The sequence below is a fragment of the Mucilaginibacter aurantiaciroseus genome, assembly GCF_024055595.1.
In the GTDB taxonomy this organism is placed as follows: domain Bacteria; phylum Bacteroidota; class Bacteroidia; order Sphingobacteriales; family Sphingobacteriaceae; genus Mucilaginibacter; species Mucilaginibacter aurantiaciroseus.
The window spans coordinates 813,043-839,149 of the sequence record NZ_JAMXOF010000002.1 but is presented as its reverse complement, the minus strand read 5'-3'; the positions used below and the strand labels follow the sequence as shown (position 1 = coordinate 839,149).

30 protein-coding genes are annotated in these 26,107 nt (G+C 44.1%); 16 read left to right on the top strand and 14 right to left on the bottom strand.

Translation table 11 applies throughout. From position 1 onward, the window contains the following. Positions 1-2: 2 nt before the first annotated feature. Positions 3-899, bottom strand: a complete 897-nt coding sequence (locus NAF17_RS12075; RefSeq protein WP_252758244.1) for a DnaJ C-terminal domain-containing protein — start codon at positions 897-899, stop codon at positions 3-5. A gap of 105 nt (positions 900-1,004) precedes the next feature. Here NAF17_RS12075 and NAF17_RS12070 point away from each other — a divergent pair, with 105 nt between their 5' ends. From NAF17_RS12070 to NAF17_RS12060, 3 genes are all read left to right on the top strand, one after another. Then, positions 1,005-2,090, top strand: a complete 1,086-nt coding sequence (locus NAF17_RS12070; RefSeq protein ID WP_252758243.1) for an acyltransferase — start codon at positions 1,005-1,007, stop codon at positions 2,088-2,090. Between the two features lie 78 nt (positions 2,091-2,168). Next, entirely contained in the window at positions 2,169-2,504 is a 336-nt protein-coding gene (locus NAF17_RS12065) for a cupin domain-containing protein (protein WP_252758242.1), read from the top strand. Between the two features lie 104 nt (positions 2,505-2,608). After that, on the top strand, positions 2,609-3,118 hold the full coding sequence (locus tag NAF17_RS12060) for a GNAT family N-acetyltransferase (RefSeq protein ID WP_252758241.1): 510 nt from the start codon (positions 2,609-2,611) through the stop codon (positions 3,116-3,118). A 15-nt stretch (positions 3,119-3,133) separates the two neighbouring features. On the opposite strand, the gene NAF17_RS12055 is transcribed toward NAF17_RS12060, so the two are convergent. Continuing rightward, positions 3,134-5,155, bottom strand: coding sequence for a PAS domain-containing sensor histidine kinase (locus tag NAF17_RS12055; protein ID WP_252758240.1), 2,022 nt, complete (start codon positions 5,153-5,155; stop codon positions 3,134-3,136). A 204-nt stretch (positions 5,156-5,359) separates the two neighbouring features. On the opposite strand from NAF17_RS12055, the gene NAF17_RS12050 reads away from it, so the two are divergent. Beyond that, entirely contained in the window at positions 5,360-5,719 is a 360-nt protein-coding gene (locus tag NAF17_RS12050; protein ID WP_252758239.1) for a DUF1493 family protein, read from the top strand. 313 nt (positions 5,720-6,032) lie between these two features. Here the strand turns inward: NAF17_RS12050 and NAF17_RS12045 are convergent, their stop codons facing one another. After that, positions 6,033-6,245, bottom strand: a complete 213-nt coding sequence (locus NAF17_RS12045) for a hypothetical protein (protein ID WP_252758238.1) — start codon at positions 6,243-6,245, stop codon at positions 6,033-6,035. A gap of 178 nt (positions 6,246-6,423) precedes the next feature. Here NAF17_RS12045 and NAF17_RS12040 point away from each other — a divergent pair, with 178 nt between their 5' ends. After that, positions 6,424-7,437: an ABC transporter ATP-binding protein gene (locus NAF17_RS12040; protein ID WP_252758237.1), complete on the top strand. Its 1,014-nt coding sequence runs from the start codon at positions 6,424-6,426 to the stop codon at positions 7,435-7,437. A 158-nt stretch (positions 7,438-7,595) separates the two neighbouring features. Here NAF17_RS12040 and NAF17_RS12035 read toward each other — a convergent pair whose 3' ends face one another. Both NAF17_RS12035 and NAF17_RS12030 read right to left on the bottom strand, forming a co-directional pair. After that, a complete protein-coding gene (locus NAF17_RS12035) occupies positions 7,596-8,861 on the bottom strand; it encodes a metallophosphoesterase (protein ID WP_252758236.1) in 1,266 nt (421 codons plus the stop codon). Positions 8,862-9,302: 441 nt separating this feature from the next. Next, positions 9,303-9,956 carry a Pr6Pr family membrane protein gene (locus NAF17_RS12030; protein ID WP_252758235.1) on the bottom strand — a complete coding sequence of 218 codons (654 nt, stop codon included), beginning with the start codon at positions 9,954-9,956 and terminating at the stop codon, positions 9,303-9,305. A 134-nt stretch (positions 9,957-10,090) separates the two neighbouring features. Here NAF17_RS12030 and NAF17_RS12025 point away from each other — a divergent pair, with 134 nt between their 5' ends. The 5 genes from NAF17_RS12025 (at position 10,091) to NAF17_RS12005 (ending at position 12,319) form a co-directional block, all read left to right on the top strand. Then, the gene (locus NAF17_RS12025; protein ID WP_252758234.1) at positions 10,091-10,552 is read left to right on the top strand and encodes a VOC family protein; all 462 of its coding nucleotides are present in this window, start codon (positions 10,091-10,093) and stop codon (positions 10,550-10,552) included. A gap of 81 nt (positions 10,553-10,633) precedes the next feature. Next, a complete protein-coding gene (locus NAF17_RS12020) occupies positions 10,634-10,837 on the top strand; it encodes a hypothetical protein (protein WP_252758233.1) in 204 nt (67 codons plus the stop codon). Between the two features lie 311 nt (positions 10,838-11,148). Continuing rightward, complete coding sequence (locus tag NAF17_RS12015) at positions 11,149-11,301, top strand: hypothetical protein (RefSeq protein ID WP_252758232.1); 153 nt, start codon at positions 11,149-11,151, stop codon at positions 11,299-11,301. 61 nt (positions 11,302-11,362) lie between these two features. Further along, positions 11,363-12,007, top strand: coding sequence for an HAD family hydrolase (locus NAF17_RS12010; RefSeq protein WP_252758231.1), 645 nt, complete (start codon positions 11,363-11,365; stop codon positions 12,005-12,007). Between the two features lie 75 nt (positions 12,008-12,082). Then, positions 12,083-12,319 carry a hypothetical protein gene (locus NAF17_RS12005; protein ID WP_252758230.1) on the top strand — a complete coding sequence of 79 codons (237 nt, stop codon included), beginning with the start codon at positions 12,083-12,085 and terminating at the stop codon, positions 12,317-12,319. Positions 12,320-12,333: 14 nt separating this feature from the next. On the opposite strand, the gene NAF17_RS12000 is transcribed toward NAF17_RS12005, so the two are convergent. The 5 genes from NAF17_RS12000 to NAF17_RS11980 form a co-directional block, all read right to left on the bottom strand. Beyond that, a complete protein-coding gene (locus tag NAF17_RS12000; RefSeq protein WP_252758229.1) occupies positions 12,334-12,912 on the bottom strand; it encodes a YdeI/OmpD-associated family protein in 579 nt (192 codons plus the stop codon). A gap of 125 nt (positions 12,913-13,037) precedes the next feature. Further along, complete coding sequence (locus NAF17_RS11995) at positions 13,038-13,688, bottom strand: NAD(P)-dependent oxidoreductase (protein ID WP_252758228.1); 651 nt, start codon at positions 13,686-13,688, stop codon at positions 13,038-13,040. Positions 13,689-13,709: 21 nt separating this feature from the next. Beyond that, a complete protein-coding gene (locus NAF17_RS11990; RefSeq protein ID WP_252758227.1) occupies positions 13,710-14,909 on the bottom strand; it encodes an ROK family protein in 1,200 nt (399 codons plus the stop codon). A gap of 124 nt (positions 14,910-15,033) precedes the next feature. Next, positions 15,034-15,537 (bottom strand): GNAT family N-acetyltransferase, encoded by a 504-nt coding sequence (locus NAF17_RS11985; protein ID WP_252758226.1) that lies wholly within the window; start codon positions 15,535-15,537, stop codon positions 15,034-15,036. Between the two features lie 133 nt (positions 15,538-15,670). Continuing rightward, complete coding sequence (locus NAF17_RS11980) at positions 15,671-18,067, bottom strand: glycoside hydrolase family 3 N-terminal domain-containing protein (RefSeq protein WP_252758225.1); 2,397 nt, start codon at positions 18,065-18,067, stop codon at positions 15,671-15,673. 170 nt (positions 18,068-18,237) lie between these two features. On the opposite strand from NAF17_RS11980, the gene NAF17_RS11975 reads away from it, so the two are divergent. Together NAF17_RS11975 and NAF17_RS11970 are read left to right on the top strand one after the other, a co-directional pair. Then, complete coding sequence (locus NAF17_RS11975) at positions 18,238-18,693, top strand: DUF2147 domain-containing protein (RefSeq protein WP_252758224.1); 456 nt, start codon at positions 18,238-18,240, stop codon at positions 18,691-18,693. Between the two features lie 80 nt (positions 18,694-18,773). Beyond that, positions 18,774-19,250, top strand: coding sequence for a DUF2147 domain-containing protein (locus tag NAF17_RS11970; RefSeq protein WP_252758223.1), 477 nt, complete (start codon positions 18,774-18,776; stop codon positions 19,248-19,250). Positions 19,251-19,320: 70 nt separating this feature from the next. Here the strand turns inward: NAF17_RS11970 and NAF17_RS11965 are convergent, their stop codons facing one another. The 4 genes from NAF17_RS11965 to NAF17_RS11950 all read right to left on the bottom strand — a co-directional run bounded on the left by NAF17_RS11965 (position 19,321) and on the right by NAF17_RS11950 (position 23,177). Then, positions 19,321-19,893, bottom strand: coding sequence for a YceI family protein (locus tag NAF17_RS11965; RefSeq protein ID WP_252758222.1), 573 nt, complete (start codon positions 19,891-19,893; stop codon positions 19,321-19,323). Between the two features lie 113 nt (positions 19,894-20,006). Further along, positions 20,007-20,795, bottom strand: coding sequence for an alpha/beta fold hydrolase (locus tag NAF17_RS11960; protein ID WP_252758221.1), 789 nt, complete (start codon positions 20,793-20,795; stop codon positions 20,007-20,009). A 382-nt stretch (positions 20,796-21,177) separates the two neighbouring features. Further along, on the bottom strand, positions 21,178-22,281 hold the full coding sequence (locus NAF17_RS11955; RefSeq protein ID WP_252758220.1) for a Gfo/Idh/MocA family protein: 1,104 nt from the start codon (positions 22,279-22,281) through the stop codon (positions 21,178-21,180). 59 nt (positions 22,282-22,340) lie between these two features. Then, a complete protein-coding gene (locus NAF17_RS11950) occupies positions 22,341-23,177 on the bottom strand; it encodes an N-acetylmuramoyl-L-alanine amidase family protein (protein ID WP_252758219.1) in 837 nt (278 codons plus the stop codon). A gap of 208 nt (positions 23,178-23,385) precedes the next feature. Between NAF17_RS11950 and NAF17_RS11945 the strand changes: the two genes are divergently transcribed. The 4 genes from NAF17_RS11945 to NAF17_RS11930 all read left to right on the top strand — a co-directional run bounded on the left by NAF17_RS11945 (position 23,386) and on the right by NAF17_RS11930 (position 26,091). Then, positions 23,386-23,718, top strand: coding sequence for a hypothetical protein (locus tag NAF17_RS11945; RefSeq protein WP_252758218.1), 333 nt, complete (start codon positions 23,386-23,388; stop codon positions 23,716-23,718). 258 nt (positions 23,719-23,976) lie between these two features. Next, the gene (mnmC2, locus tag NAF17_RS11940) at positions 23,977-24,678 is read left to right on the top strand and encodes a tRNA (5-methylaminomethyl-2-thiouridine)(34)-methyltransferase MnmC2 (RefSeq protein ID WP_252758217.1); all 702 of its coding nucleotides are present in this window, start codon (positions 23,977-23,979) and stop codon (positions 24,676-24,678) included. Between the two features lie 118 nt (positions 24,679-24,796). Further along, entirely contained in the window at positions 24,797-25,600 is an 804-nt protein-coding gene (gene mazG, locus NAF17_RS11935) for a nucleoside triphosphate pyrophosphohydrolase (RefSeq protein WP_252758216.1), read from the top strand. A gap of 65 nt (positions 25,601-25,665) precedes the next feature. After that, entirely contained in the window at positions 25,666-26,091 is a 426-nt protein-coding gene (locus NAF17_RS11930) for a hypothetical protein (protein WP_252758215.1), read from the top strand. Positions 26,092-26,107 lie beyond the last annotated feature (16 nt).

Below are 26,107 nucleotides of genomic sequence, written 5' to 3'. Positions count from 1 at the left end.
GTTTATGATTTAGCCAGTTCTTCAAATAACTCTTTTTGCTTATCGGTTAGGTTGGTTGGCAGTTGCACGTTGTAAGTAAGGTACAAGTCGCCAAACTGGCCTTCATTTTTATAAACAGGTACGCCCTTACCTTTAAGCTTCACCTTATTGCCTATTTGCGTACCGGGTGCCACTTTTAGCTTCACTTTGCCCGTTAGGGTATCGGCGGTAATTTCACCCCCTAATACGGCTGTGTACAGGTCAAGGTTGATGTTACAGTACAAATCACTACCTACCCGTTTAAACTCGGCATCCTCGGGGATGTTGAACTTAAGGTAAAGGTCGCCGGCTGGTGCGCCATTGCTGCCTGCGCCGCCATGCCCTGCAATTTTTATAGTTTGGCCGTCGGCAATCCCCGCAGGAATGGTAAGCCGGATATTTTTGCCATTAACGGTAATGGTTTGCTTTTTACTTTCCAGGATCTCGCGCAGATCCAGGCTCAGGCTGGCATTCATATCCTGCCCGCGATAACGAGCCTGCTGCCTGCCGCCACCTCCCCCTGGAGGGCCGCCGCCAAACATCGAATTAAAGAACCCGGAGAAATCGCCGCCGCCACCGCCGAAATCAAAGCCACCGCCGCCGCCAGGGTTACGCTGCCGGCTTTGCTGCCTAGATTGCTGTTCATAGGCCTCGCTGTGCTGCCAGTTCTCGCCATATTTGTCATACTTTTTCCGTTTTTCAGGGTCGCTTAATACCTCGTTGGCCTCATTAACTTCCTTAAATTGTTTTTCGGCCTCGGCGTTGTTAGGGTTAAGGTCGGGGTGGTGCTTGCGGGCCATTTTGCGGTACGCGCTCTTGATCTCTTTATCAGTAGCGGTTTTGCTGATGCCCAGGATCTTATAATAATCAATAAATGCCATAGCTAAATACGATGTATTTGTAAAACGCCTAAATTGGGGCTAAGTTTTAACATATGTACATAATTACACGTGTTTTATATAAATTAGGCCGCCATACAATAAACTATGCCCACCATACAAGCCCCTGCCGTTTTTAAAAGTAGCCCAACTGCCTACCTTAACGTATTAAGAATTTTTGCCTGCTTTATGGTGCTCCTGGTACACTCGGGCGAGTTTTTTTACATCGGCGACAATAGTAGTATTGTGCGCGACAACCATGTTTGGGTAAACAATTACGGCAGTTTTATGAGGTCGTGCGTGCCATTGTTTGTGATGATCTCGGGCTATTTGCTGTTGCCTATAAAAGAAACCGGCAGCCAGTTTTACAAGCGCAGGTTTAGCCGCCTGCTTATCCCCTTTTTGTTTTGGAGCGTGATGTACGCCATAATACCCTTCCTGATGGGCAATACCAAACCCGACCAGATGTGGCACGATCTGTTCATGATTCCCATTAACTTTGCGCCAAGCGCAGGGCATTTGTGGTTTGTATATATGTTTATTGGCGTGTACCTGTTCATCCCCATATTTTCGCCGTGGGTACAAACGGCATCCAAGCGGTTTAAACAATTCTTTTTGCTGATATGGGTTATTACCTTGTGCTTCCCCTACATCAAAACCATCACACCCGAAGTTTGGGGCGAGTGCTTCTGGAACAAATACCATAGCGGGTATTATTTTTCGGGCTACATCGGCTACCTGCTACTTGGCAATTACATTAAGGGGCATGTTACTATCTCTAAATGGGGTGGCTTTGCAGTTGGGGCAGTGTTACTGGTTATAGGCTACATCATCACCCACGTGGTATTTGACCACCAGTTGCCATTCGCTAAAGATTTACCCGAACTGGAGTTGTCATGGGCATTCCCAACCATCAACGTGGCTATGATGGCAACGGGTATGTTCCTGATATTTCGCGTTATCAGCTTTAAAAGTGCCCCGATAGAAACCTTCATGGCTAAAGTATCCGGGCTTACTTATGGCATGTACCTTGCGCATATTTTAGTGCTGGTGCCGCTATTCCCCATCATTAACAATTGGCTGCACGATGTGGTGTTGGTGATACCGGTTCTGGCAATCAGCACGTTTTTGGTGACGTATCTCGGCATCAAGATATTATCGTACTTGCCCGTGAGCAAGTATATAGTTGGATAATACCGGGATTTGTAGGATTTTACTGATTGAAATATTTTTCTTCTCTTTTACTTACCACTTTTTTGTATTTTACCACCTATGAATACCACTTACTTTCGCCAATTTACTGATATCGACACTAAAGAAATCGCCCCGGGCTTTTTCTCAAAACTCATCCATACTGCCAACAATACGATCAATTTTATAGAGGTAAAGGCAGGCAATAGCGTGCCCGATCATCAGCATGTGCACGAGCAAATGTCTTTAGTGCTGGAGGGGCAGTTTCAGCTTACGGTTGATGGCGAGGTGCAGGTTTTGGATAACGGCATGTTTGCGGTGATCCCGTCAAACGTAAGGCACAGCGGCCTGGCTATTACCGATTGCCGGTTGATAGATGTGTTTAGCCCCGTGCGGGAAGATTACCGGAATTTGTAAAATACGCTTATCAGTTTGAGCCTATCGAAGACCTATACTTCCAAATATGGTTTGACAATCTCACCATGTCACTTTTTTTTGTTTCGATTTAATAGATTTGCCGCATGGCTATTACTCCTGCTACCCTTATTGATGTTCCCGAACTTGTTGTGTTGATAAATTCGGCCTACCGTGGCGAAACTTCCAAAAAAGGCTGGACCACCGAGGCTAACCTGATAGATGGGCAGCGCATAGACGCAGACGGCTTAATTGAGCAGATGGACGACCCGAAAGCCATCATCCTAAAAAACACGAATGAGGACAACCAAATAACAGGCTGTGTTTACCTGCAAAAACGTAGCGACAACCTTTACCTTGGCATGCTTACCGTATCGCCTACCCTGCAAGCCGGCGGGCTTGGCCGCAAACTTTTAGAAACTGCTGAAGATTATGCACGAAGCATCAATTACCACATCATCACCATGACGGTTATTACCACCCGCACCGAGCTGCTGGAATGGTACGAACGCCGCGGCTACGCCAAAACCGGCGAAATTATCCCGCTGAATATTACCGAGCGGAACGGCATTTTGAGGCAGCCTGTAGAAATGTATAAGTTGGAGAAGCTGGTTTAACTATAAAGACGTATCTTAATTAAAGGGGATACTGAAGCAAAACGTAGACCCTTTGCCAATTTCGCTTTTCGCCCAAATTTTGCCTTTGTGGCGGTTTATAATTTCGGCGCTCAGGTAAAGGCCAATACCAAAACCAGAAATATTGGTATTGTTATTTACCCGGTAGTAGCGATCAAATAATTTATCTATATCCTTTGCCGAGATCCCCATCCCTTCATCTTTAACGCATACTCGGGCGCATTTATCCGCCACTTGGCACGCTACATGGATAGTACTACCCTGGGGCGAATATTTTACCGCATTACTGATCAGGTTGTTAATAACCTGTCCTATTTTATCGCGGTCGGCATTTACAAATAACTCGTCGACGGGGGAAAATACTACCTTGTGGTTGGCAATGGTTGCTATCGATTCATCTTCAACCTCTTTAAAAAGGCCGGCCATATCAAAGCGCTGTATGCTGATATGGATCTTGCCAGATTCCAGGCGCGAAACATTCAGGAAACCATTGATCATGGTGGTCATTTTATTTACCTGGTTGTTAGATTTACCAAGGGCATTCATCACAAACGTATCATCGTTTTTTTGCGCCTTAATTTCTAAAACCTGCAGGTATGCCTTAAGTGATGTAAGCGGTGTTTTTAATTCGTGGCTTACCATACCTATAAAGTCATTCTTTCGCTGTTCGTCCTTCTTCTGCTCGGTAATATCTATAAACATCCCCGTAAACTGGGCCGACTTTCCGTACAACCCCGGGAATACCCTACCGGTAGCCCGCACCCATTTTTGTTCGTTAGTTTGTAAGTTCCGGATGGCATATTCAATATCGCATGCCTGATGGTTATCGGCAGCATCTTTTAGCGCATTGTTGATGTCGCTATGGTATTCCAGGTCAATGGCCTGCATTATCTTTTCCACCGTAGCCGGTTCATCCGCAGGGATACCCAACAGGTCCTTCACAAAATCAGACATCGTTATCTGCTTCGTATCCAATTCGATACTCCAGGTACCCATCCTGCCGGTCGCAATGGCAACTTTAAGTTTTTCTTCACTTTCCTCCAGCGCCTGGCGGGCAATAACCTGGGCGGTAACATCTATCGCTATCCCCAACACACCGGTAATTTTACTATCATAATACAACGCCCTGTAGCTTACATTATAATAGCCGTGTTCATCGTGCCCGTTACGGTGTATCATTACAGGCATTGCTGTGATATCCAGCTGTTCGCCAGTATGGTAAACATGGTACAGGCTATCTACTATGGGCTGGCCCATAATTTCGGGCACACCTTCAAACAGGGTTTTACCATTAATTTCGGCCGTTTTACCCAAAAACTGCAGCATGGCATCGTTGTTTATTTCGAAGGTCATGTCATCGCCCCGGTAAACCTGCATGGCTATGGGGTTTTGCATGATCAACGATTTAAACTTAGCCTCGCTAATAGCCAGTTCTTTTGTGCGGCTGTGCACTATTTCTTCCAGCCCGGCATTTAAAATGTGCAGGTTGCCCTGTGTTTGCCGTAGTTGATTATTGGCAGAAACCAGGGCTTCGTTAAGTTCCTTTACATGCGCTAATGATTCCTGCTCCTGCAAGCGGCTTTTTTCAAGGGCCTGTTCGGTAAGGACCTTATCGGTAACGTTAGCCGCAAGCTGTATAATGTAAGAAATATTGCCGCTATCGTCCAACACCGGCGTGTGGCTTGGGTCCCAGTATCGCTGTATAAATTTGCCGGGGTTGCTTATATCAGGCACATCATACCTTTGTATGCGCATGTAATGCGGCTTTTTGGTACGCAATACTTCCTGCAGCGATGCATTTATATTTTGCACGCCATCAGCATCCGGCAGATCGGGATTAGCGGGAAAGGCTTCAAAAATATGTTTACCAACTATAGCTTTGCGGGTGCTTTTAGTTGCCTTTAAATAAAGATCGCTGGCGGTAAGGATGTACAGACCGGGAGATAATACCAGGTAAATGTTTGGCGCTGTTTCCAGTGCCTTTAATATCTCTGCAGGTGGCTTTGTTGTTTCTAACATCTGGTTAAATCGCATTTAATGTTATACCGTAAATATAGGAAAGTAACTTTTAAGAATTTTATAGCACAACCAATTAATCAACTCTTTATTGATGTAAGATATGGCCAAAAATCCTACCGTGTTTTTTTTAATCGATTTTTTTTATTTTTAACATGCAACGCCGGCCAAAAAGCAGTGTCCTTTAGATAACTATTAAGGGATTTTATGGACCAAATTCAACCACAGTTAAAAGATTTTATCATCAACTACTGTAACCGGTACAAGTTAAGCCGGTTTGATACCTCGCAGCTGCACCCCAACACCAGTGTAGACCTCGACCTTGATATTTACGATATAGAAATAGACCTTTTCCTGGCAGAGTTTGCCGAACATTTCAACATCGACAATTCAAAATTTAGCTGGTACAAATATGGCTACCCAAAAGGGTCGGCAAGGGTGCGGATGCTTAAATCGGTGTTTGATTACCAGCGCCCGTGGGTTAAAAAAATGGCGGGTTATTGCTACAAGCCAAAATTTAAAGTCGCTGTTTTGCAGGATGCTATCGAGAATGGCAGGCTGATATAATATTGAAGATAACTGTCGTGCCTTCCACCGGCCGGAGGAGGGCATCTCACACTAAATACGGCTGTGACAGGTTAATATTTACGGTGTGGAGCCTGGTTTGGTAGCTAACAAACCGGGATGGCAGTCTTTTATTTATCATTAAACTGTATCCTGTCACCCCAAGCGATAGCGAAGGAATTTTTAGCGAACTTTGCACAAACGATTTGCATAGCGGCGAATAGATGTTTCAATACGTTTAGCATGACAATTTTTTTAGCGTAGCCTTAATTCTTCGACAAATGTTTGGTTCCATTACCGCTAATATACGGCAGGTTTAGGCTTTTTTAGAAGTGGCCACAATAACAATCCCGCCTACTAACAATATCCCGCCCATGTATGGAGGCCAGTTAACGGTTTTTTGCCTGTCGGCCGAGATTTGGATAGGCCCGGCATCTACAATTTTTTCTTTTTTGGTGTAAGTAAAGCCCGTCCAGATCAACATTGCCGCGCCAATAACAATAAGTACTATTCCGATGATTTTATTCATGATGATAGATTTTATATGTGAATGCCGGTTTAGGGCGAATTGTTTGCGAAGTTGGAAATTACTATACTATTGTACCCATCGTATCAACAAGGATTTTTGATTTCCACTTTTTTTTGGCTGATACCGTTTTATAGATTAGGTTTGAAAAAAGTTAACAATCATACGCCCGAGAATAATAATGAACGACGATCTGATACTGGAAACCATATCGGTTACCAAAAACTTTTTTGGCGATAAATCTTCCGGGGTTAATAATATCACCGTTTTTATACCTAAAGGTAAAATTACCGCCATTGTGGGCGAAAGCGGCAGCGGTAAAACCAGCCTGCTTAAACTGTTATCCGGCGCTATGAAACCCGATTCGGGCGATGTGTTCTTCCATGGCCAGCCCCTGCCCGTACGTACGGCCAATTTCACGGCCGCGCAGGTTGCCATTACCATGGTAAGCCAGGATAATACCGATATGGACATAGGCGCCAACGTGTGGGAAAACGTGGGCCGTGGCCTGCCTACCGAGGATGCCAATTACAAGATCCAAAAAACCACCCAGGCGCTAAACTTGCTGGGTATATACGAACTGCGCGACCAGCCCTTTGGTAAACTAAGCGGCGGCGAAAAGCAACGGGTCACCATCGCCAAAGCCCTCATCAACCGCCCGGAAGTGCTGATGCTGGACGAGCCCTTTAACCAGGTTGATGCTGCCTACCGCGAAAGCCTGCAGCACGATATCCGCCAGATCGTAAAAGAATGGGGCGTTACCGTGATCCTTGTATCGCATGACCCTGCGGAATTGCTCTCGATGGCAGATGAACTCATCGTAATAAAAGAGGGCGAAATTGTAGAATATGGCGCCCCCGAAACGCTTTATCACGACCCTAAATTACTTTATACTGCCAAAATTTTAGTCAGCTGCAGCGAACTAACCACAGCACAGGCAAAAGTTTGCGGTATCAAATCCAAACGTGGTACGGTGGTCATATATTCCGAGCATATCACCATAACCGCATTAGGCATGGGGCCAAAATGGGTGATAAAGCAGGTGCTCTTCAAAGGCTTTTTCGAAGAACTCATCATCGAACGCGAGGAGGTTAGCCTCCGCGTTATCAATTACGCCCGCCGCAAACATCCCGTTGGCAGCAAGGTGGGCATCAGCATTAAAAAGTTTTACGAGTTTGGGAAGTGGTTGAATTAAAGAAGCAGGACTTTTAGGGGTAAGAGACAAGATTAAAAAAAGTCCGTATTTGCGAGTTACGAAGCAATCTCTACATAGGCAGAGCCGCTCTGTATAGCAAAGAGATTGCTTCATACCTCGGAATGACACGCGGGTGAAGTGAAACTACTTACCAATCACTAAACGGAACGCTTCTTCTTCAAAGTTATAACTGTAATTTCCGGCCAAATACCGAGGCGGCCCGAGAATGCCAGGAAGCCGAAACCACGGTTCACGTACAGGTAGCGGTTTTTGTTATTGATAAGGCCTGCCCAATCCAGGTAACGGTATTTAACCGGGCTCCATTTCAGGCCGGCGGCTTCTATACCAAATTGCGCACCATGGGTATGGCCAGATAAGGTTAAATGTACATCCACCGGGTGGTAGCGTACTTTCTTTTCCCAGTGAGTGGGGTCGTGAGATAATAAGATCTTAAAGGCGTTCAAATCAGCGCCTTTAAGGGCACGGTCAAGGTCGCCCTTTTGCACGAAGCCTTCGCCCCAGTTCTCTACCCCGACAAGGGCAATTTTTTGTCCCCCTTTTTCAAGCACTACGTTCTCATCAAGTAGTAAACGGTAGCCTAATTCGGCGTGGTGTTGTTTTAGTTTGGCAAGGTTATCGTGCTTGGCTTGCTCACTCTCCCATGCAATGTAGTCGCCATAATCATGGTTGCCCAATATTGAGAACTGGCCGAAAGGCGCTTTTATCGCACCAAAACGGTCTATATATTGTTCAATTTCCCAGGCGGCATTGTTTACCAAATCGCCGGTAAAAACGAACAGGTCAGATTTTTGGGCTTTAGCCAGGTCGATACCGCGCTGCAAGGCTTTTACGTTATCAAAACTACCGGAATGGATATCAGATAACTGAGTGATGGTAAAGCCGTCAAAAGCTTCGGGCAACTCATCGTAAAATATGGTTTGGCGGTGTACCTTATAATCGTACTTGCCGCGCAGCATGGCGTAAAAGAACGCGGTAAACGGGATAGCGGCCAGCAGGATAGCTATCTCACTGATGAATTTACGACGTGATGGAAATACGAACTCGCCCGTTTTGCCATCCTTAGTAACGGCGTGTACAATCCCGGTTATAAATCGGCCCAGGTCCCCCAGTGATAATACTATTACAAATACCAGTTTGGTTATAAAAAAGGTAAGAAACAAGCTTAGCATCCACTCGTGGAAGGGGGTCATCCCTTTAGCACTACTCAGGCTATTTAAGCCTGCCAAAAACACTACGGTTACCCCAACAGATATCAGCAGGAAACCCCAGATGAGGATAAGCCGTACCGGGCGGCTCTGCCAGTCGGCGGTAAGGGTACGCAGTCCGTTAAAAACGTACCAATCCATCAACAAAGTAATGGCCGATATAACCAGGAAAACTTTAAGGAAACCGTCTCTGTGCATTTAAAATATTTGTTTGGCATGCAATATAGAAAAGGAAAGGTAATTAGGATGTAAAAAACATTGACAGCCAATTTTGTTTGGTTATAGCACATAAAAATCCCCCTTGAAAATTCAGGAGGGCTTAATTATTTTATGATTAATGCCTAACCACTACACGCCTGGTATATGCGCGGTAGTAATAAGGCCGGTTCACCACCACGGTGCGGCGGTAAGCCTGGCGTACATATACTTGGCAAACAACCACCGGGCGGCGGTAATATTAATAACGCTAACAATCTCACTATTTCCTTTTTCATAATTTCTATGTTTTTAATATGCTAAATCGTGTTTGTTATAAGTTAAACTACAGCGGCAATGCAAAGTTTAATTCACGGCAGGCAGTATCACTAAGTTAATACAAAGCAAGTTTCTGATGAATGAAGAAGTTTTTTGAGCGATAGGCTATGCAGCCCTGTGTTTAGCCATCAGCTTTGCCAGCCAAACGAACAGCATATCAAAGGCCAGGAAAACTACCATCAGCATCAGGCAGTTTAAGGCAACGCGCGGGTAACCAAAAATGGTAGCGTTCATAAAAAAATATGGATAAATCCAGTAGATGGCACCCCGTACCAGCACATAAACCATATAAAAAAACGGGAACCATAACCATGGCAACGCGCCTTTATAGGTGATGCCCTGTTTAGGCACACATACCAGCCAAAACAATATAAATAGCGGCGGGCAAATAGCATGTAAAAGCTCGTTCACCACCCTATCCCACCCTTGCGGGTTGTAGCCGCTGCGTAATACTAAGTTGTAAACCAGGCAAACAATAGTGATATAAACCGCCGTAGCCGTAAGTACGCTTGCCCGCGAGAAAAACCCTTTATTAAACCCGCCTAATGCCACCGCCGTGAGGCCAAATGCCACCAGTATATTGCTTTCTATCGTAAAAAAGCTAAAAAACTCAACCACTGCCCCACCTAATGTGCGGCCTTTTGCCATATAGGCGTTTATAGATAAGTAGAACTGCAGCCCTATAGCAAACCAGGTAAGCAATGCTAAAATCGCGCTCCAGGTAGTTATGGCTTTACTATTTACAGGTTGGGTGTTCATAGGGTATATATTGATAAAATAAATATACGAACCAATGCAAAAGTTTAGCTGTTGTTTTTACAATTAAATATCAGCAAACATTAATTTAGTATTACATAAGGTGTATATTTATCACCTGTTAACAATCCCTAAATATGTTAAACTACACCCAAATAAAAAACCGTGCCTTTAAAATAGCTGCAATGCTTTTGCTAAGCGCCCCACTTACAAGCAATGCACAAGCTGTGTTTAACCACGCCGCCCTATGCTCTGCCGATCTTAAAAAAAGCAATGCCTTTTACACCTCTGTTTTAGGCCTTAAAATAATTCCCAACCCGTTTAAAGATACCGTACACACCTGGTATAACATTGCGCCTAACGTTGCTATGCACATTATACAGGGCAATTGCTCAACCGCGCCAAAACTTATTGGCGATCATATTTGTTTCAGCGTGCCATCTATCACCAAATTTATTATCACGCTTAAAGAAAAAAAGATCACCTACAGCAACTGGAAAGGTGTTGCCAGCCAGGTAGAGCACCGTGTGGATGGCGTATCGCAAGTTTACATCCAGGACCCTGATGGTTATTGGATAGAAATAAACGACGCCAAATAACAACCTCAAATAAGTTTTTACAGGAATAAAAAAAAATACTAATTTCACAACTTTAAGGAATAAAACCTCCGTTTATTATATATGAAGGGCTATGTTACAATACCCAAATCTATTTATTGCAAACCCTGTAAACAATGCGGCGAACGCCCTATTATAACCCTTATTGGCAAGAGCGAATATGTAGTTAAATGCCCCGCTGATGATTTACACTATCAAACCCAACCGGGCTTGATAGATATTGAGGATTGGAATATCCATAATACGGTATTGTACGAGAATGGGTAGGTAAATCTTTTATCCGATGTCATTTTAAACGATAGTGAGAAATCTTGTTAGATACGATGAGCGAACTTTGCAGGTATAACAAAATTTATCTACGATGAGCTACTTTCGGTCGGTTCTCCTCGTACCTCGTTCGAAATGAAATTTTTTTTTGTTATTCTGAGCTTCTCGAAGACCTCTCTGCGTGACTAAAGGTTCAACCATTACCCCGCTTTCCGCTCTTTCTTTCATCTTTTAATTTTTTACTTCCCAATTAAACCCTACCTCCCCTCGCATAGTCATAATTACAGCAATCACAATTAACACTGTTTACCATGAAAAACGCGATCAACACTATATTAACCGACATTAACCACGTATTTGTAAAAGGCGAATCTGACAAGGTAGAACAGGCGAGGGTATTTTTCCTTTTAGCCGTTCCAATCATGTCTATCATTTTTGGTATTGGTGAGTTCCCCATTTACTAATTACATTTTTGCGACTGTCCGCTAAAAATAATCTGCTACTTTTGCGGCACAAAACGCAGCAATGGATAGCTTAAAAAACACATACGACAGCATCATATTTGATCTTGACGGCACCCTTTGGGATAGTACCGATACCATAACCGGCGCATGGCAGGCAGCCCTTAACCAGGCGCCCTATATGGCTAACGAGGTAATGACCCGCGAGCGGGTTCGTTCCATCACCGGGATGACCTATGATAAGATCTTCGAAAAACTGTTTCCGTTTTTAAGCCACGAACAGCGGGAGGAAGTTAAGCAGCTTTGCTCGGTTAGTGAGCTGGAGATCCTGCACAAACAAGGTGGCACGCTGTACCCAAATCTTGCTGATACGCTTACCTACCTGGGCAAAAATTACAAGCTTTACATTGTAAGCAACTGCCAAAGCGGATATATCGAACTCTTTCTTGATCTGCATAACATGCACTCCTATTTTTTGGCGCACCAATGCTACGGCACCAAGGGCAACCCCAAGGCAGATAACATAAGTGATATTGTTATAGACCACAACCTTAAAAAACCAGTTTATGTGGGCGATACCATGGGCGATTACGAAGCCGCAAGCAAAGCGGGCGTACCTTTCATATTTGCATCGTACGGTTTTGGTGTAGTGGAAAACGGGCAGGTTGCTACCATTAACAACTTTGATGAGTTAAAACAGCTGTTTTAAGCAAAAACCAAACTGATTTTGACAAAACAAACGTTACGATATATTTCATATCTTTAATACAGTAGAAATCCAAAAATGATTAAACTTGTTATTTACGCTATTGTTGTAGTTGGCCTTGTTATCTGGGTTAGAAGGGCCGGCAGGAACAAATCTAAATGGGGCATTAATTTAAACCGTGTAAACTGCCCGGTATGCCAAACCCTACAGCCTGTTGTGCGTGTACCCAAAAGCGGCAAGCAATTTTTATGGGGTGGCACAACCTGCCGAAATTGCCAAACACACCTGGATAAATACGGCGACATCGTATCTTGATAAACACCATCTAACTAATCGTTCAAGCCTTTACCATTCATAATTTGCGGGATGCATTTATCTACCCTTGCCTCGCGGGTTTTGGCTTGCTTGGGTGCCGCAAAATGCAGCAAATAGGCTTTTTGCCTGCCGGGTGTTAAAGCTTCAAAAGCTTTCCGTAATTCATCACTACCGTCCAGTTTGGTTTGAAATTCTTCGGCAAAGATAAAGTCGGCCGTCTTTTTCATTTCTACATGTAGCCCGGCTTTCTCCACTTCAATGGCTTCAAAAACATAGGTTTTTATAATAGCTTCCTGCTCAACAATTTGTTCAAGACCGGTGAACCTGATCTGTCGCGCAGCTTGTACATTCTCCGTTTGTTGAATCAGGATCCCGTGGGTATCGTTCAGCAAAACGCCTTTAAAAAATAGCAGCGCGCAGTATTCCTTAAAATCGTGGATCAGTACAATGTTATCATCCCGGTAGGTGTAGCACGGGCAGCCCCATTTCAACTCCTCGGTAAGCCCGCAATCCAGCATGATCGACCGCAGTTTATTTACCTCGGGTTGCCATTTTTTGTCCTTATTAAAATAAAAATCAACTTTTGGGTTCATGATGTTTATTTATTGGTTATGCCATGGCAAGATAACAAAACAGTTTTTAAAGAGAATGTTGGGTGTGGAATCACGTGGCATTAGTGCATACCCGAGTAAAGCATTATAATACGAAATAGGTAATTTCAATTAAAGATAACAGGCGATAATCCTATAAATTCCGCTTGTTCCAGGATGTCAACAGCAAAGGTGGCAACACTCTTTCTACTTATCAACAAACCAGGTTTAGGCTTATTGCCGATGCTTACTTTAACCTTTTTTGTGCTAAAATTGGTTAAGACTACCGGCCTGATAGCCGTCCAATAAAGGTCGGTTGCGGCAAGCGTGGCCTCTTGTAAGGCATGATCTGTATATGCAGGTGCAATATTACTATTGTCAATTATCAACCTAAACCATGCCGGTATATCTTTTCGGGTTTCGTTTACTCCCCAGGCTGAAATTATAATAACACGCTTTATTTCAAACTGACCGAGAAGCTTAATAACATTTTTCATGGTAGCCGATAGCAGGTTAGGTGGCGTGCGTAATGCAGACCATGGAAAATCATTTTTGCGCGATATATTAAGGGCACTTATAACTGCACAGCAGCCTTTCATTGCTGTGCCAAGTAGGTTTATATCAAGTGTAGAACCCTCAAAAACATTAACTGCCTCAGAATCCAACTTCACTTTTCGCCTATCTCTTACCAGTATGTTCACACTGTGCCCACGTTGAATGAGTTGCTCTAAAATAAGTATGCCTGTTCGGCCTGTAGCACCCAGCAAAAGTATTTTCATAGGCTGTAAACTTATTTTTTATTACCTCGCCTGCTCTTCTTTATCAAAGTTCTCCATCACTAATACGGCAGCGCCAATAAGTTCGGCGTCGAAACCTAATGAAGATATTAATAATTCGGTGCCTGAGGAGAGGCGGGGGATACAATATTTATGCAGGGCCTGTTGTATGGGCGCCATTAGAATCTTGCCAACTTTTGCACCGCGGCCACTTAACACGATGTTTGCCGGGTTCATGATATGAATCAGTATAGCCAGCGCCTTGCCAATTTTGTAACCTGCATCTGTCAACAATTCTATAGCAAACTGGTCGCCCTGGTTAGCGGCCTCCATCAGGTCCTCGCCCATTAATTTAGACTGGCCGTTATGTGGTTTAAGGCTGGTTATACGGCCTTTTTTAATGCCTTCTTCGGCTTTTTCAGCAACTACCAGCATAGATGCTTCGGCCTCTAAACAACCACGTTTACCGCACAAGCAAAGTGCGCCATTGTCTGAAAGCGGGATGTGGCTCAACTCACCCGCGAAGCCATTATAGCCGCGGAAGATCTTACCATCAATGATCATCCCTAAGCCTATACCCCAGCCCAGGTTTATCACCATTACTTCTTGCTGCGAGCGGGCAATGCCAAACTTTTGTTCGGCAAGGGCAATAAGGCTGCTATCGTTATCAATATAGGTGGTAATGCCTATTTCTTTGGTGATGTATTTACTCAGGCTCTCGCCCCCGGCATCAAGGTAGGTGTAGTTGATGCCCTCTACAGCGTTGATAAAGCCCGGCATGCCAATGCCAATACCGGCAATTTTCTTTTTAGAGATGCCGCTTTCTTCCACATAATTATTCAGGTGGCTAATCAGTTCAGCAAGGGCATTATCATTATTGTGGAGTTTCAACTCCACCGTAGCCATTTCGGCAACCGGGTTATTATTCAGGTCGATCAGTTGGATGCGGGCAGACAACTGATCCATAGCCACCGCCAATATAAACATGGCGTTGGTGTTGATGGCGTACATCAACGGCCTGCGGCCACCACTTGAAGGGGCGAAGCCTTGCTCTACCACAAAACCTTCTTTTATAAGTTCGTTTATTGCTTTCGCTATTGAGGGGATGCTCTTGTCAAAAAGCTGGCTTAACGCGGCACACGACATTGCCTTATCAAAATACAGCCGCTTAATGATCATATTTTTTAACCATCCGCTTTTTACGCCATTACTCTTAATTTCCATTCGGTATATGCTTGCCTTTAAATAGTTTAGGTTTGTATTCGGCTATAAATTTATAAATAAAGCACGAAACTACAATAAGTTACTAAACTTTTTAAAATTTTAATTATTGTTGTAGGCAAATGTCCTAAAGCCCCATGCGCATCTCTATCATGTGGCTGTTAAAACCTACTTTTTCGTAAGCCTTAATAGCAGCCACGTTCCCGAAATACACCTCCAATCTAAATTCGGTTATCCCTTGCTGCACCGACCATTCCTTTAGCGCATTAATAACCAATTTATTTATGCCCTTGCCACGGTGCTGGGGCAACACATACATAAAACCCAGGTAGGCATGCTGCGGATGTTGCAGGTAGATCTTAGAAGTTTCGATCCGGGCGTAGCCGCTGCCGATAATCTCGCCGTTAAGTTCGGCAACTACAAGTTGGATATGTGGGGCGATGATAAGCTCGTTAAGATCATAATAGTTAATATGCCCCTCCTTTAAAGTTGGGTCGAACGGCCGCTCGGAGCTGATCACGCCCTGCTCAAATTGAAGCAGCGTGTCCATATCAGCCACGGTAGCCCGGCGGGTGATAATGTTTTCCATAGTTGAATAAGCAGATGGTGTCCAGTCGAAACGTTTTGGCATGATAGCAAATATATGTAATGACACCCGCCGCTTCAAGCGTCATCCGCTTGAAGCAACAATTATTTAATCGTCCACGCTTAAATAATTATAAGCGTGGACACCTGAATGGGCGTTCTCTATCCCAAATTCATCCCTACTCTACCGTAAAACTCTTCTTCAGCTTAATATCCTGCGATGATGTGCCTATCCAAACCTGGAAGGTGCCGGGCTCAACCGTCCAGTTCATGTTTTTGTCCAGCAGGGCCAGGTCATCTGGGTGCAGGGTAAAAGTTACGGTTTTCTTTTCGCTGGGGTTAAGGGTTACACGGTCGAAGCCGCGCAGGTCGTATTCGTAGGTGGTAACGGTACTGATGTCGTCTTTCAGGTATAGCTGCACCACATCGTCACCTTTGCGCTGGCCGGTATTGGTTACATCTACCGTAACGGTTACATCGCCTTGCGACTGCCCTTTTTCGGGCGATACAGTAAGGTTGCTGTATTCAAATTTGGTATAACTTAAGCCGTAGCCAAACGGGTACAACGCACCATTCACGCTGGTATGCCCCCAGCTATTTTGGCCGCCTTGGCCCGCTTGCGAATTTGGTTTGAACGGAAAATTAAACTCCAGCTGACCGGTACTCTTAGGGAACGTAATAGGCAGTTTTCCGCCGGGATTATTATCGCCAAATAAGGTTTCGGCAATTACCTGCCCGCTTTGTACGCTGGGGAACCACGCCTCTAAAATGGCGGGCACATATTTATTTTCCCAGTTGATGGTGAGCGGCTGCCCGTTTATCATCACCATAACAACAGGCTTACCCGTAGCCTGCAAAGCCTGGATTAGCTTTAATTGGCGGCCCGGCAGGTTTAACCCGGTACGCGACAGGCTTTCGCCCACCCTATCGATATCCTCGCCCACAACGGCTATAATTACGTCACTTAGCTTTGCCTGCGCCACAGCCGAATCGATACCGGCCTGTTCTTGCGCGGTTAGCGGCGTTTCGATGATCTCGCTCTCCGGCCAGGTGGCATCCACCATATCGCAGCCTTTGGTGTAACTTACTTTGCCGGCGGTGCCTACATAGTTTTTAACGCCTTCCAGCACGCTGATGATCTTATTATGCGACGGGCCATATCTGCTAATGGTATAATTGCTCTCTACCGCCAGCGGGCCAGTCACCAGTATATTTTTGTATTTGCTTTTATCAAGAGGCAACAGGTTGTTTTCGTTCTTTAAAAGCACCATGCTTTCGCGGTTCATTTTCAGGCTCATTTCGGCATCGGCAGCGGTGTGTACCAGTTTGTCGGCCGCTTTTGGGTCTTTAACATAAGGGCTGTCAAACAAACCCAAACGGAACTTTACCCGCAAAACATCCGCTACGCGGGAGTCAATTACCTTCATCGAGATCTTGTTCTCTTTGATCAGCTCGCGCAGGGGTAAAATAAAAGTTTGAGGCGGGGTGAAATTGGTACGCACATTAAGCCCGGCCTCTACCGCCTGCCTCACGGCTTCTTTATAATTAATGGCTACTTTATGTTTCGAGAACAGGAACTCTACCGCCTCACTATCGCTCACCACATATCCCTGGAAACCAAACTTTTGGCGAAGCAATTCCGTCAGGAAATAATAACTACCGGTAACGGGTACGCCATCCCAATCATTGTAGCTGCTCATCACCCCCATCGGGTGTGCTTCCTGTATCACCCTGCGAAACGGGTAAAGATAGATCTGGTGCATCTCGCGCGGGGCAACATGCGGATCGGTACGGGCGCTACCGTCACGGCCGCCTTTGGGAACGCTGTAAACGGCATAATGTTTCAGGGTTGATGCCACGCCCTCTTCCTGGATGCCCAGTACCATTTGCTTGCCCATTTCGGCGATCAGGAAGGGGTTTTCGCCATAACATTCTACCACACGGCCCCAGCGCTGGTCGCGGGCGGGGTCAAGTATCGGCGCATAAACATTGGTATAGCCAAGGGCTTTTGCCTCCCGGCCTACGGTTTGGCCGGCTCGCCTAACTAAAGCTTTATCCCAGGTGCTGCCAATGCCTATTGGTGCCGGCAGCGGGGTAGCACGGTCGTGATTTAGGCCGTGGATTCCCTCGTTGGTAAAATCGACCGGGATGCCCATGCGGGTTTCTTCTACAAACCACTTTTGCACGGTGTTTATAGCCAATGCATGCTTGCTAAAGGGATACGAATATTGTGTAGGCGCATCGTCGGTTTTGGAGGTAAGGTTATTTAGCTCTTCGTCGATATTGGCGATGCCGTCCTTCCAAATCTCGTTCTTCCAATTAGCGGTGGGCATTTCGTCTTTTAGCACACGCTTGTAGCCATAAAGGGTAGCCATTTGGCAGGTTTTCTCCTCTACGGTCATCTGGCTTAACAGATCGTTAACGCGTTTCTCGATGTTTTGGGACGGGTCTTCGAATACATCCATGCGGCCGTTCTTATTAAAATCGACCCAGCCCTTGTGGTATATATTTTTTTGTTGTGCCGATGCAGACAAGGCAAGCCCAAGCAAAGGAAGCAGCAGTGGCAGTTTTTTCATACTGGTAGAAAAGTAATTATTGGTTTACATCTCAAATATATAAACTACATGGCAGATGCAGCTTTTAGCCTTCAATAATTCAACTATTACGTTTTCGTTGGGGCATTGCAAACAATTACGTATTTATGCGTTATTGTTAAAGCTATTTAAAATAGCAGTTAAATCCCCTTATGCGCTACGTTTTTATTTTACTGTTAACCGTTCTTTGTTCTTTTAAAACCATCAACCCCGATGAGGCCGCCAAAGCCAATCTCATCTGCGGCAAATGGCAATCCAGCGAAAAAAACTTAACGGTTGAGGTTTATCCATACAAAAATACTTTTAAAGCAAAAATCATCTGGTTTAGCGGCGGGGTTTCCAAAACCAAACCCATGGAAACCATTACCGATATTAAAAACCCCAACTCCGCCCTGCGCAATCGTAAGGTACTTGGGCTTAATGTGGTAGAGGACCTAAAATATGATGCATCGTCAAACTCATGGGAAGGCGGCAAGATCTACGAAGTACAAAGCGGTAAATACTGGAGTGCTGCCGCCGGTATCGACAAAACAGGTTTATTAAAAGTAAAAGGTTACTGGAAAATAAAGTTCTTAGGTAAAACCATGACTTTTAACAGGATACTATAAATTTGTTTAATTATTCTGAAAAATAATTTGTAAAGTTGGCATTACTATTGCCTATATTGTGTTGTTAAATTGACACCAATATGGCAAATGTGTTTTTGTGTAGTTTTGTGGCTTTAATGCTTGTTGGTAGTACAAATTACCATACACCTGTTGTAAAAATACCAGTAACATCTGCGGCAGCTGCTGAGAAAGTTTGCGGTAAATGGAAACTTGATGACGACAGGTTAATAGTGCAGGTTTATAAAGACGGCATGGAATTTAAAGCAAAAATTGTGTGGTTTGATGACCACGACGATAGCAGAGAGCTTGATTACTGGACAGACGAGAAAAACCCCGACCCTACCCTGCGTACCCGCAAACTTTTAGGCATGAATGTGCTGGAGAAACTTACCTACAACCAGCAAACCAACAGTTGGGAAGATGGAATGATATATGATGCAAAGCATGGCAAATTATGGAACTCATCTGCCTATATTGATAAAGAGGGCGCGCTTAAAGTAAAAGGGTACTGGCACTACAAATTTATTGGCAAAACGCTTACGTTTAAACGCATCTAAAAAATTTCACCCCATAAAAAAGGCGGCTTTCAATAGTGAAAGCCGCCTTTTCAATTTATTTAGGGGAGAATTATTGTTTCAAGAATTCGCCGCTTGCGTTAAGTTCAACTTCGTCGCTAAGCATTGGTGAGCCATATTTAGCACCGAAACCAAAATCAGAACGTTTGATTGTACCTGTAATTTTGAAACCGGCGTCAGGGCCTTTAGTCATTGGGTTGGTGATGGTACCACGGTAAACAACATCTAAAACAGCCGGTTTGGTAACACCGTGTAAAGTTAAATTACCGGTTACTTTGTATTTGTTTGTACCTGCAGCTTTAACGCTTGTGCTCTCAAAATTTAATTTCGGGAATTTAGCAACATCAAAAAAGTCTGGAGATTTCAAATGACCGTCGCGGTTGTCATTATCAGTACTTACAGATGCCGCGTTTGCAGAGAATGTGTATTTAGCATCGCTAAAATCAGGTTTTGCAGCAACGATGCTTGCGTCGAAATCTTTAAATGTACCGTCAACATCAGATACTGCAAGGTGGGTGATGGTAAATTTAACGTGTGAGTGTGCTTTGTCAGCTTTCCAGGTGCTTTGGGCAAATGCGGTTTGCATAAATAATGCAGTAGCAGCAAAGGTTAAGATTTTTTTCATGGTTTAAATTTTTTCAGTTTGATATTTTAATAAGTCAAATATAGATAAAGGTTTGATATGGGATAATAAAAAAGGTGTTTAAACATCTTTTTTGAATGGGAAATGACCAAGGCCTATTTATGCTGAAAAAACGCGTCGACTTTTTTATTGAACGTATCAGCATGTTCTATCAATGTACCATGGCCCGAATCCTTTACGATCCACAACTGCGAGCCTGGGATATTGGCCTGGATAAGGCGGGTATGTTTATCTGCTATCACATCATGATCGCCGGCTATAATTAGCGCGGGGCATTTAATTCTATGCAGTTCGGTTAGTTTAATATTGGGTTGTTCCCAATCCAGCATAAACATTTTCCAGGCATTTCTTTCTTTGGCGGTGCGCCATTTCCTATTCTTGTTTTGCTCGTAATAATTTTTGGAACCCGGCCAGCCATTAGGGTCGGCATAGCTGGATGCGTCTGGCGTAACGTTAGCCCCTGTGGATGCGAACTTTATTACCTTATCCGGGTGGCGCACGGCCATTAAAATAGCACTAATACCACCATCGCTCCAGCCTAATACATACGCTTTGCTAATATGCAGTACATGTAGTAATTCGGCAAAATCATCGGCCATTTGCTCAAAGGTGATGAATGGGTTAGTATCTACTGACTTACCTTGCGAACGGCTATCCACCAAAATCACACTGTACTTCTTGGCAAAGCAAGGCACATTCTCGCTAAAGGCACTCATATCGCCACCATTACCGTGTATCATCAGCAAAGGTTCACCGCTGCCGTATTCCTCCACATAAAGCTTTATACCGCGCACATCGTAATACTTACCCACAGCGGCATTTTTACCATATGGCACTTTTTGCGCGAAGCTAAACGCGGCTATCAGTTGTGGTATCAGCGCCATTAATATTATTCGTTTTAGGTACATGGGTTGTTTTAATGAGGTAAATATAGTAATCGTATAGCTTTCATTTACCTTTCGTTTTAGGTGATTATATCTGTCTAACCTATTACATGCATTTGTATGCGTACCATCTTCCTAACCTTATTTATTAATTTATTTTTTATTCAAATTTCTAAAGCGAAAAGCGGGTTTGTGATTGGCGTTAGGGACATAACACCATCAGTTAACTTCCTCGATTCCAAATATAACTTTGTTGCGTTTACCTCGGGTACGGCACTACTAATTTTGGCAAGGGGATAAATAAACTTCGCCCTAAATATTACGCGCCCCTAAATTATAGCTTTGGCGGGTTCTTTCTAGGGATGTCGTTCAGGCTTGGGCATTAAACAATATTCACCCATTGGCCACTATCTAAACTACGATAAATAGCATCAACAACCTTCATATCCATTAAACCTTCTTCGCCGGAAACGCGGCTTTGCTTTTTAAGCTGTACGCAGGTGGCAAAATCGTCCATCTGGGCAGCTTGTTGTATAATATTAGGGATATGCATGGGTTTACCGTTTACTTTGCCGTTTAAACCATTATACCCGTAGGCGGGCTGCAATTCAAAATTCCCTTTTTCGGCTTCAACCTGCAGGTAACTCCAATCATTATTATAACTGCTTTTGCCCGTAACTTTTTGTCCTCCGGCGAATTTTAATTCCCAAAAAACGGTCTCGTCAACCTCTTTAAAAAGCTGCGGCCTGGTTTTTTGCTGGGTGGCCTTAACGGCAATTGGTTCCTGCCCCAGCGTATAACGCGCACCCTGTATGGCGTAGATACCCATATCCATTAAACCGCCACCACCCGCCATAGCCTTTTTAAGTCGCCAGGCGTTGGGGTCGCCGTTGTAGGTAAAGCCATTCCCGGTATCAATTTTGGTTACTTTGCCAAATACCTGTTTTTGCCCAAGGCGCATTACCTCCAGCGTGTGCGGCTCGAAATGCAAGCGGTAACCTATTGACAGCAGACGGTTTGCCTTTTTGCAGGCGGCTATCATTTCGCGGCACTCAGCAGCATTAAGGGCCATAGGTTTTTCGCATATTACATGCTTGCCCGCTCGTGCCGCACGGATGGTGTACTCTTTATGCATCGAAACCGGCAGCACTACATAGATAATATCAATATCCGGGTTACGGGCAATGTTATCGAAATTTTGGTAATTGTAAATGTTCTTTTGCGGGATACTATATTTTGCCGCCCAGCTTTTGGCTTTGGCAGGCGTGCCGGTAACTATACCCGCCAGGTAACAGTTTTTAGTATGCTGCAACGCCGGGGCCAGTTGCCCGCTGCTGTAACCACCCAAACCTACCAAGGCAATACCCAGCCGTTTATCGGGTTTAGTTAAGGCAAGCGCAGAAAGAGCCGGGCCAAGCAGCAACGCGCTTGCGCCAATAGTACTGTTGAGGATAAAATCTCTGCGGGATAGTCTTTTGGTTTTCATAATGGCTTTAGTTTAAGGTATCATAATTTAACAGCAAATTTTATACCTGTAAAGGTCATTTACTCAAAACTCTCTTTATATTTCTTTATAGCAACCAAAATAGATTGTACAATATCATTTTGCCCTTTTTCGGAATTCAGGTATTTTTCGTCGGTTGGGTTGTTGATGAAACCAGTTTCCAGCAGCATGCCGGGCATGCTGCTTTGCTGTAGTACAAGCACACCCTGCTCGCGTACACCGAGGCTTTTGCGGCCGTTATTCACTTTAAGTTGGTGGTTTAGCAGGTTACCAAACTGCACGCTTTGCTTGCGGTAACGTTGCTGAAACGCAGCCAATACAATGGCGTTAAGCGCGGCATCATCGCCGTAGCCGTTGTATTTTTTCTTATAATCCTTCTCTATAAATATGGAAGCGTTCTCGCGCAGGGCTTCTAATTGCTCGCCTTTGCGGTGGAAACCATAAACTAACAGCAGCACGCCGCGGTTAGGGCTTACCCGCTCGGGCGATGAGTTGCAGTGAATCGAAATAAAAAGGTTGGCGTTATTCTCATTAGCGATGTTGGCGCGCCTGTGCAGTTCAATAAATTTATCGGTGCTGCGCGTCATGATCACGTTTACACCGCTGATGGCATTATTGATAGCCACTTTCAATTTTTTGCCGATGCTTAGCGCTATGGTTTTCTCGTTGGAGTAAGCGCCGTGCGCGCCGGGGTCTTTACCGCCATGGCCGGGGTCTATAACGATGGTTTTAAACTTGAATGAATGTTCGGGGGCACCCTCTTTTGCAGCTTCGGCCCTGGCCTTGCGTTTGGTTTGTGATACTGCCGGCAATGCAGCCAGCATCAACATAAAAAAAACAGAACTGTATAGGGTAACTTTTAAGTGCCTGGATAACATGCCGCAAAGGTATATAAAACCTAACACGCAGATAATATCCTGCAACCAAATTTTCTAAATAATTAAATATTAAACACTTCCAGTAAGTTGTTTATTAATTTTTTAAAAAACACGCAACCAATTTAAAAGAATATGCGTAATAATTAAAACCGAAGCACACCACTATAAATTGAAAACGAGAGATTAATAACGAAGACGAATAATTTATATGAACGAACTGTTTACTACTTCTACAGCTAACTTTTTTTACTTCCTCGTAATAGGATCTGTTTTGGTGTATTTGATACTAAAATTCGATAAGCAAAACCGTAAAAAACTTGATAAGATATTAATGCAGTCAAAAGATGTACAGCCAATGTACATGCGTAAATCGGCACAGCAAAAAGTGCAGTCGCTAAAAGTTGCCTGCGCCGAGCAAAAGGTTGACCGTGCCATAGTTGAAAAACAACTGGACGAACTGGTGAAAGAATACGACCAGGGCCACATTACCCTACCCGATTATTGTAACCAACTGAACCGACTACTGGCGATGACAGCGTAGCGGAGATTAAAGATTAATTTGCTTTAACATTGAATGTTTATAGAATAATAGAATAGTTTGTAATTAAAGCCCCTTTTTACCGAGGCGCTTTTAAGTTAGACAGGATTTTATTATACCCATTCTACTCATCACATATTTGCTTCGCACGACCACCCTCTTTGTGAAGCAGAGAGGGTCGACGAACGTGATAATGTCGGGGTGAGTAAATTATGCGGCGACCCAGGGTAAGTTATTTTCCCTAAATTTGTCCCGCTAACTATGACAGAAAACACCAATCCTTCCCATCTGCAAATAGTACCTACTGCCGATGGTTCAAATACCATTTACAACGCTCGGGTTGGTGAAAACTACCATTCGCACCACGGGGCCTTGCAGGAGAGCAGGCATGTGTTTTTACATTCGGGGTTGGAATATTTTTTGGCGAACACCGGCATTGGCAATACCGAAGTTTCTGTACTGGAAGTAGGTTTCGGTACCGGGCTAAACTTTTTGCTTACTGCCGATTTTTGCACAATGCAGCAAATAAAATTGCAATACACCGGCATTGAGGCCTACCCTCTCACCAACGAAATGATCAGCCAGACCGGCTATGATCAATATGTAGCCTCTTCTACTTGGGAAAGTTTTTTAGAGCGCTGTAAGGGCTCATTATCCGCAACTGTTAAAATGAATGGTTATGTCGATCTTCATGTAGCGGCATCTACGCTTCAAGATTTTACATCGGCACAAAAATTTGACGTTATTTACTTTGATGCTTTTGCGGCCACCTATCAACCCGAAATGTGGAGCGACGAGGCCATTGCCCATACCCTGCAGTTTTTAAAACCTGGCGGTGTGTTTGTAACCTATGCTATCACCGGCAACCTAAAACGCGCTGTAAAAGCACTGGGTTTAAAAGTGCAGAAAGCACCCGGCGCACCGGGTAAGCGGGAGATGCTGCGCGCTGTTAAAAGTTTATAGTGCAATAGCTGTAGCAGTAATAAATGCTGCCGTTACTACTTCAAATATTAAACTGCTCCTGCAACGGCCACTGCTACTAAAACCGAATACCTTATCTTTGATCATCTAATTTAACAAAATGCCAATTACTGCCCCTATTACCGCATATACCCCATCTGCGGCGTTTGACCGCTTGCTTACCATTATGGACGACCTGCGGATCAACTGTCCCTGGGATAAAAAGCAAACACTGGAAAGCCTTCGCCATTTAACCATCGAAGAAACTTACGAACTATCTGACGCCATCCTGAGCGGCGATACCGACGAGATCAAAAAAGAACTTGGCGATATTATGCTGCACCTGGTTTTTTACGCGCGCATCGCATCAGAAACCGAAAGCTTTAACATCACCGGCGTACTAAACGGCATTTGCGATAAACTGATAAACCGCCATCCGCATATCTACAGTGATACCGTTGTAAGCTGCGAGGAAGATGTAAAACGCAACTGGGAACAGATAAAGCTGAAAGAAGGTAATAAATCTGTGTTGGGTGGTGTGCCTGCATCATTACCAGCATTGGTAAAAGCATCGCGCATACAAGAGAAAGCCCGCGGTGTTGGGTTCGACTGGGATAGCAAGGACCAGGTTTGGGCCAAGGTAGAAGAAGAACTACAGGAGTTTAAAGATGAGTATAATGTGGCCGAAGAAAAGGACATAGACCATGATAAAGCCGAAGGCGAATTTGGCGACCTGCTGTTTTCGCTGATCAATTACGCGCGCTTTATAGGTATAAACCCCGAGGATGCTTTGGAGAAAACAAACCGGAAGTTTATTAAACGTTTCCAGTACCTGGAAAGTAAAGCCGAAGAACATGGCAAACAACTGAAAGACATGAACCTTGCCGAAATGGATGTATTTTGGAACGAGGCCAAAAAAGTTTAATAATTATTGCCTGCCTGTAGCGTTTCAGTATTTTGTACGTATTGATAGGTATAAACCCGAACAAGATGAGAAGATTAATTTATTTTTTACCAACGCTACTGATACTTGCTACAGGTTGTTTTAACAACGATAACTCGGTACCTATTCCTAATCCCGAAGGCACCTTTTCCGGCGAATTCAGGCTTTTAAGAAAATTACCCAATGTTACAAAAATTGATACCACCAAAGCCACTATTCAACTGATTTTAACACCCGGCGTAGGTTTTAAAGTTTTGGGCGATACCATTAAAGTGCATGCAGGCAGCAAAGGCCGTTACGGCATTGCGGGCAACGGCATCCGGTTTGTGGATAGTACCTTTGTAGTTGGTAAATACAATAAAAGACACCTGCAAGGCGATTATCTTTTTGTATACAACGGTACAAATTTGCAAATGGTATTTAACAGCGGCGACAGCTTAAGTTTACAATACGATCTTAAAAAGACCAATTAAAGCATTAATTTTTTAA

What these genes read in the sequence shown, in the direction of transcription:
- NAF17_RS11995 (WP_252758228.1), bottom strand. Translation starts at nt 13,688, where the DNA reads ATGAAAATACTTTTGCTGGGTGCTACAGGCCGAACAGGCATACTTATT.
- NAF17_RS11955 (WP_252758220.1), bottom strand. Translation starts at nt 22,281, where the DNA reads ATGAAAACCAAAAGACTATCCCGCAGAGATTTTATCCTCAACAGTACT.
- mnmC2 (WP_252758217.1), top strand. Translation starts at nt 23,977, where the DNA reads ATGACAGAAAACACCAATCCTTCCCATCTGCAAATAGTACCTACTGCC.
- NAF17_RS12035 (WP_252758236.1), bottom strand. Translation starts at nt 8,861, where the DNA reads ATGCACAGAGACGGTTTCCTTAAAGTTTTCCTGGTTATATCGGCCATT.
- NAF17_RS11985 (WP_252758226.1), bottom strand. Translation starts at nt 15,537, where the DNA reads ATGCCAAAACGTTTCGACTGGACACCATCTGCTTATTCAACTATGGAA.
- NAF17_RS12040 (WP_252758237.1), top strand. Translation starts at nt 6,424, where the DNA reads ATGAACGACGATCTGATACTGGAAACCATATCGGTTACCAAAAACTTT.
- NAF17_RS12010 (WP_252758231.1), top strand. Translation starts at nt 11,363, where the DNA reads ATGGATAGCTTAAAAAACACATACGACAGCATCATATTTGATCTTGAC.
- NAF17_RS12070 (WP_252758243.1), top strand. Translation starts at nt 1,005, where the DNA reads ATGCCCACCATACAAGCCCCTGCCGTTTTTAAAAGTAGCCCAACTGCC.
- NAF17_RS11970 (WP_252758223.1), top strand. Translation starts at nt 18,774, where the DNA reads ATGGCAAATGTGTTTTTGTGTAGTTTTGTGGCTTTAATGCTTGTTGGT.
- NAF17_RS12060 (WP_252758241.1), top strand. Translation starts at nt 2,609, where the DNA reads ATGGCTATTACTCCTGCTACCCTTATTGATGTTCCCGAACTTGTTGTG.
- NAF17_RS11990 (WP_252758227.1), bottom strand. Translation starts at nt 14,909, where the DNA reads ATGGAAATTAAGAGTAATGGCGTAAAAAGCGGATGGTTAAAAAATATG.
- NAF17_RS12025 (WP_252758234.1), top strand. Translation starts at nt 10,091, where the DNA reads ATGTTAAACTACACCCAAATAAAAAACCGTGCCTTTAAAATAGCTGCA.
- NAF17_RS12075 (WP_252758244.1), bottom strand. Translation starts at nt 899, where the DNA reads ATGGCATTTATTGATTATTATAAGATCCTGGGCATCAGCAAAACCGCT.
- mazG (WP_252758216.1), top strand. Translation starts at nt 24,797, where the DNA reads ATGCCAATTACTGCCCCTATTACCGCATATACCCCATCTGCGGCGTTT.
- NAF17_RS12055 (WP_252758240.1), bottom strand. Translation starts at nt 5,155, where the DNA reads ATGTTAGAAACAACAAAGCCACCTGCAGAGATATTAAAGGCACTGGAA.
- NAF17_RS12015 (WP_252758232.1), top strand. Translation starts at nt 11,149, where the DNA reads ATGAAAAACGCGATCAACACTATATTAACCGACATTAACCACGTATTT.
- NAF17_RS12005 (WP_252758230.1), top strand. Translation starts at nt 12,083, where the DNA reads ATGATTAAACTTGTTATTTACGCTATTGTTGTAGTTGGCCTTGTTATC.
- NAF17_RS11950 (WP_252758219.1), bottom strand. Translation starts at nt 23,177, where the DNA reads ATGTTATCCAGGCACTTAAAAGTTACCCTATACAGTTCTGTTTTTTTT.
- NAF17_RS12030 (WP_252758235.1), bottom strand. Translation starts at nt 9,956, where the DNA reads ATGAACACCCAACCTGTAAATAGTAAAGCCATAACTACCTGGAGCGCG.
- NAF17_RS11980 (WP_252758225.1), bottom strand. Translation starts at nt 18,067, where the DNA reads ATGAAAAAACTGCCACTGCTGCTTCCTTTGCTTGGGCTTGCCTTGTCT.
- NAF17_RS11960 (WP_252758221.1), bottom strand. Translation starts at nt 20,795, where the DNA reads ATGGCGCTGATACCACAACTGATAGCCGCGTTTAGCTTCGCGCAAAAA.
- NAF17_RS12045 (WP_252758238.1), bottom strand. Translation starts at nt 6,245, where the DNA reads ATGAATAAAATCATCGGAATAGTACTTATTGTTATTGGCGCGGCAATG.
- NAF17_RS11975 (WP_252758224.1), top strand. Translation starts at nt 18,238, where the DNA reads ATGCGCTACGTTTTTATTTTACTGTTAACCGTTCTTTGTTCTTTTAAA.
- NAF17_RS12050 (WP_252758239.1), top strand. Translation starts at nt 5,360, where the DNA reads ATGGACCAAATTCAACCACAGTTAAAAGATTTTATCATCAACTACTGT.
- NAF17_RS12020 (WP_252758233.1), top strand. Translation starts at nt 10,634, where the DNA reads ATGAAGGGCTATGTTACAATACCCAAATCTATTTATTGCAAACCCTGT.
- NAF17_RS12000 (WP_252758229.1), bottom strand. Translation starts at nt 12,912, where the DNA reads ATGAACCCAAAAGTTGATTTTTATTTTAATAAGGACAAAAAATGGCAA.
- NAF17_RS11945 (WP_252758218.1), top strand. Translation starts at nt 23,386, where the DNA reads ATGAACGAACTGTTTACTACTTCTACAGCTAACTTTTTTTACTTCCTC.
- NAF17_RS11930 (WP_252758215.1), top strand. Translation starts at nt 25,666, where the DNA reads ATGAGAAGATTAATTTATTTTTTACCAACGCTACTGATACTTGCTACA.
- NAF17_RS11965 (WP_252758222.1), bottom strand. Translation starts at nt 19,893, where the DNA reads ATGAAAAAAATCTTAACCTTTGCTGCTACTGCATTATTTATGCAAACC.
- NAF17_RS12065 (WP_252758242.1), top strand. Translation starts at nt 2,169, where the DNA reads ATGAATACCACTTACTTTCGCCAATTTACTGATATCGACACTAAAGAA.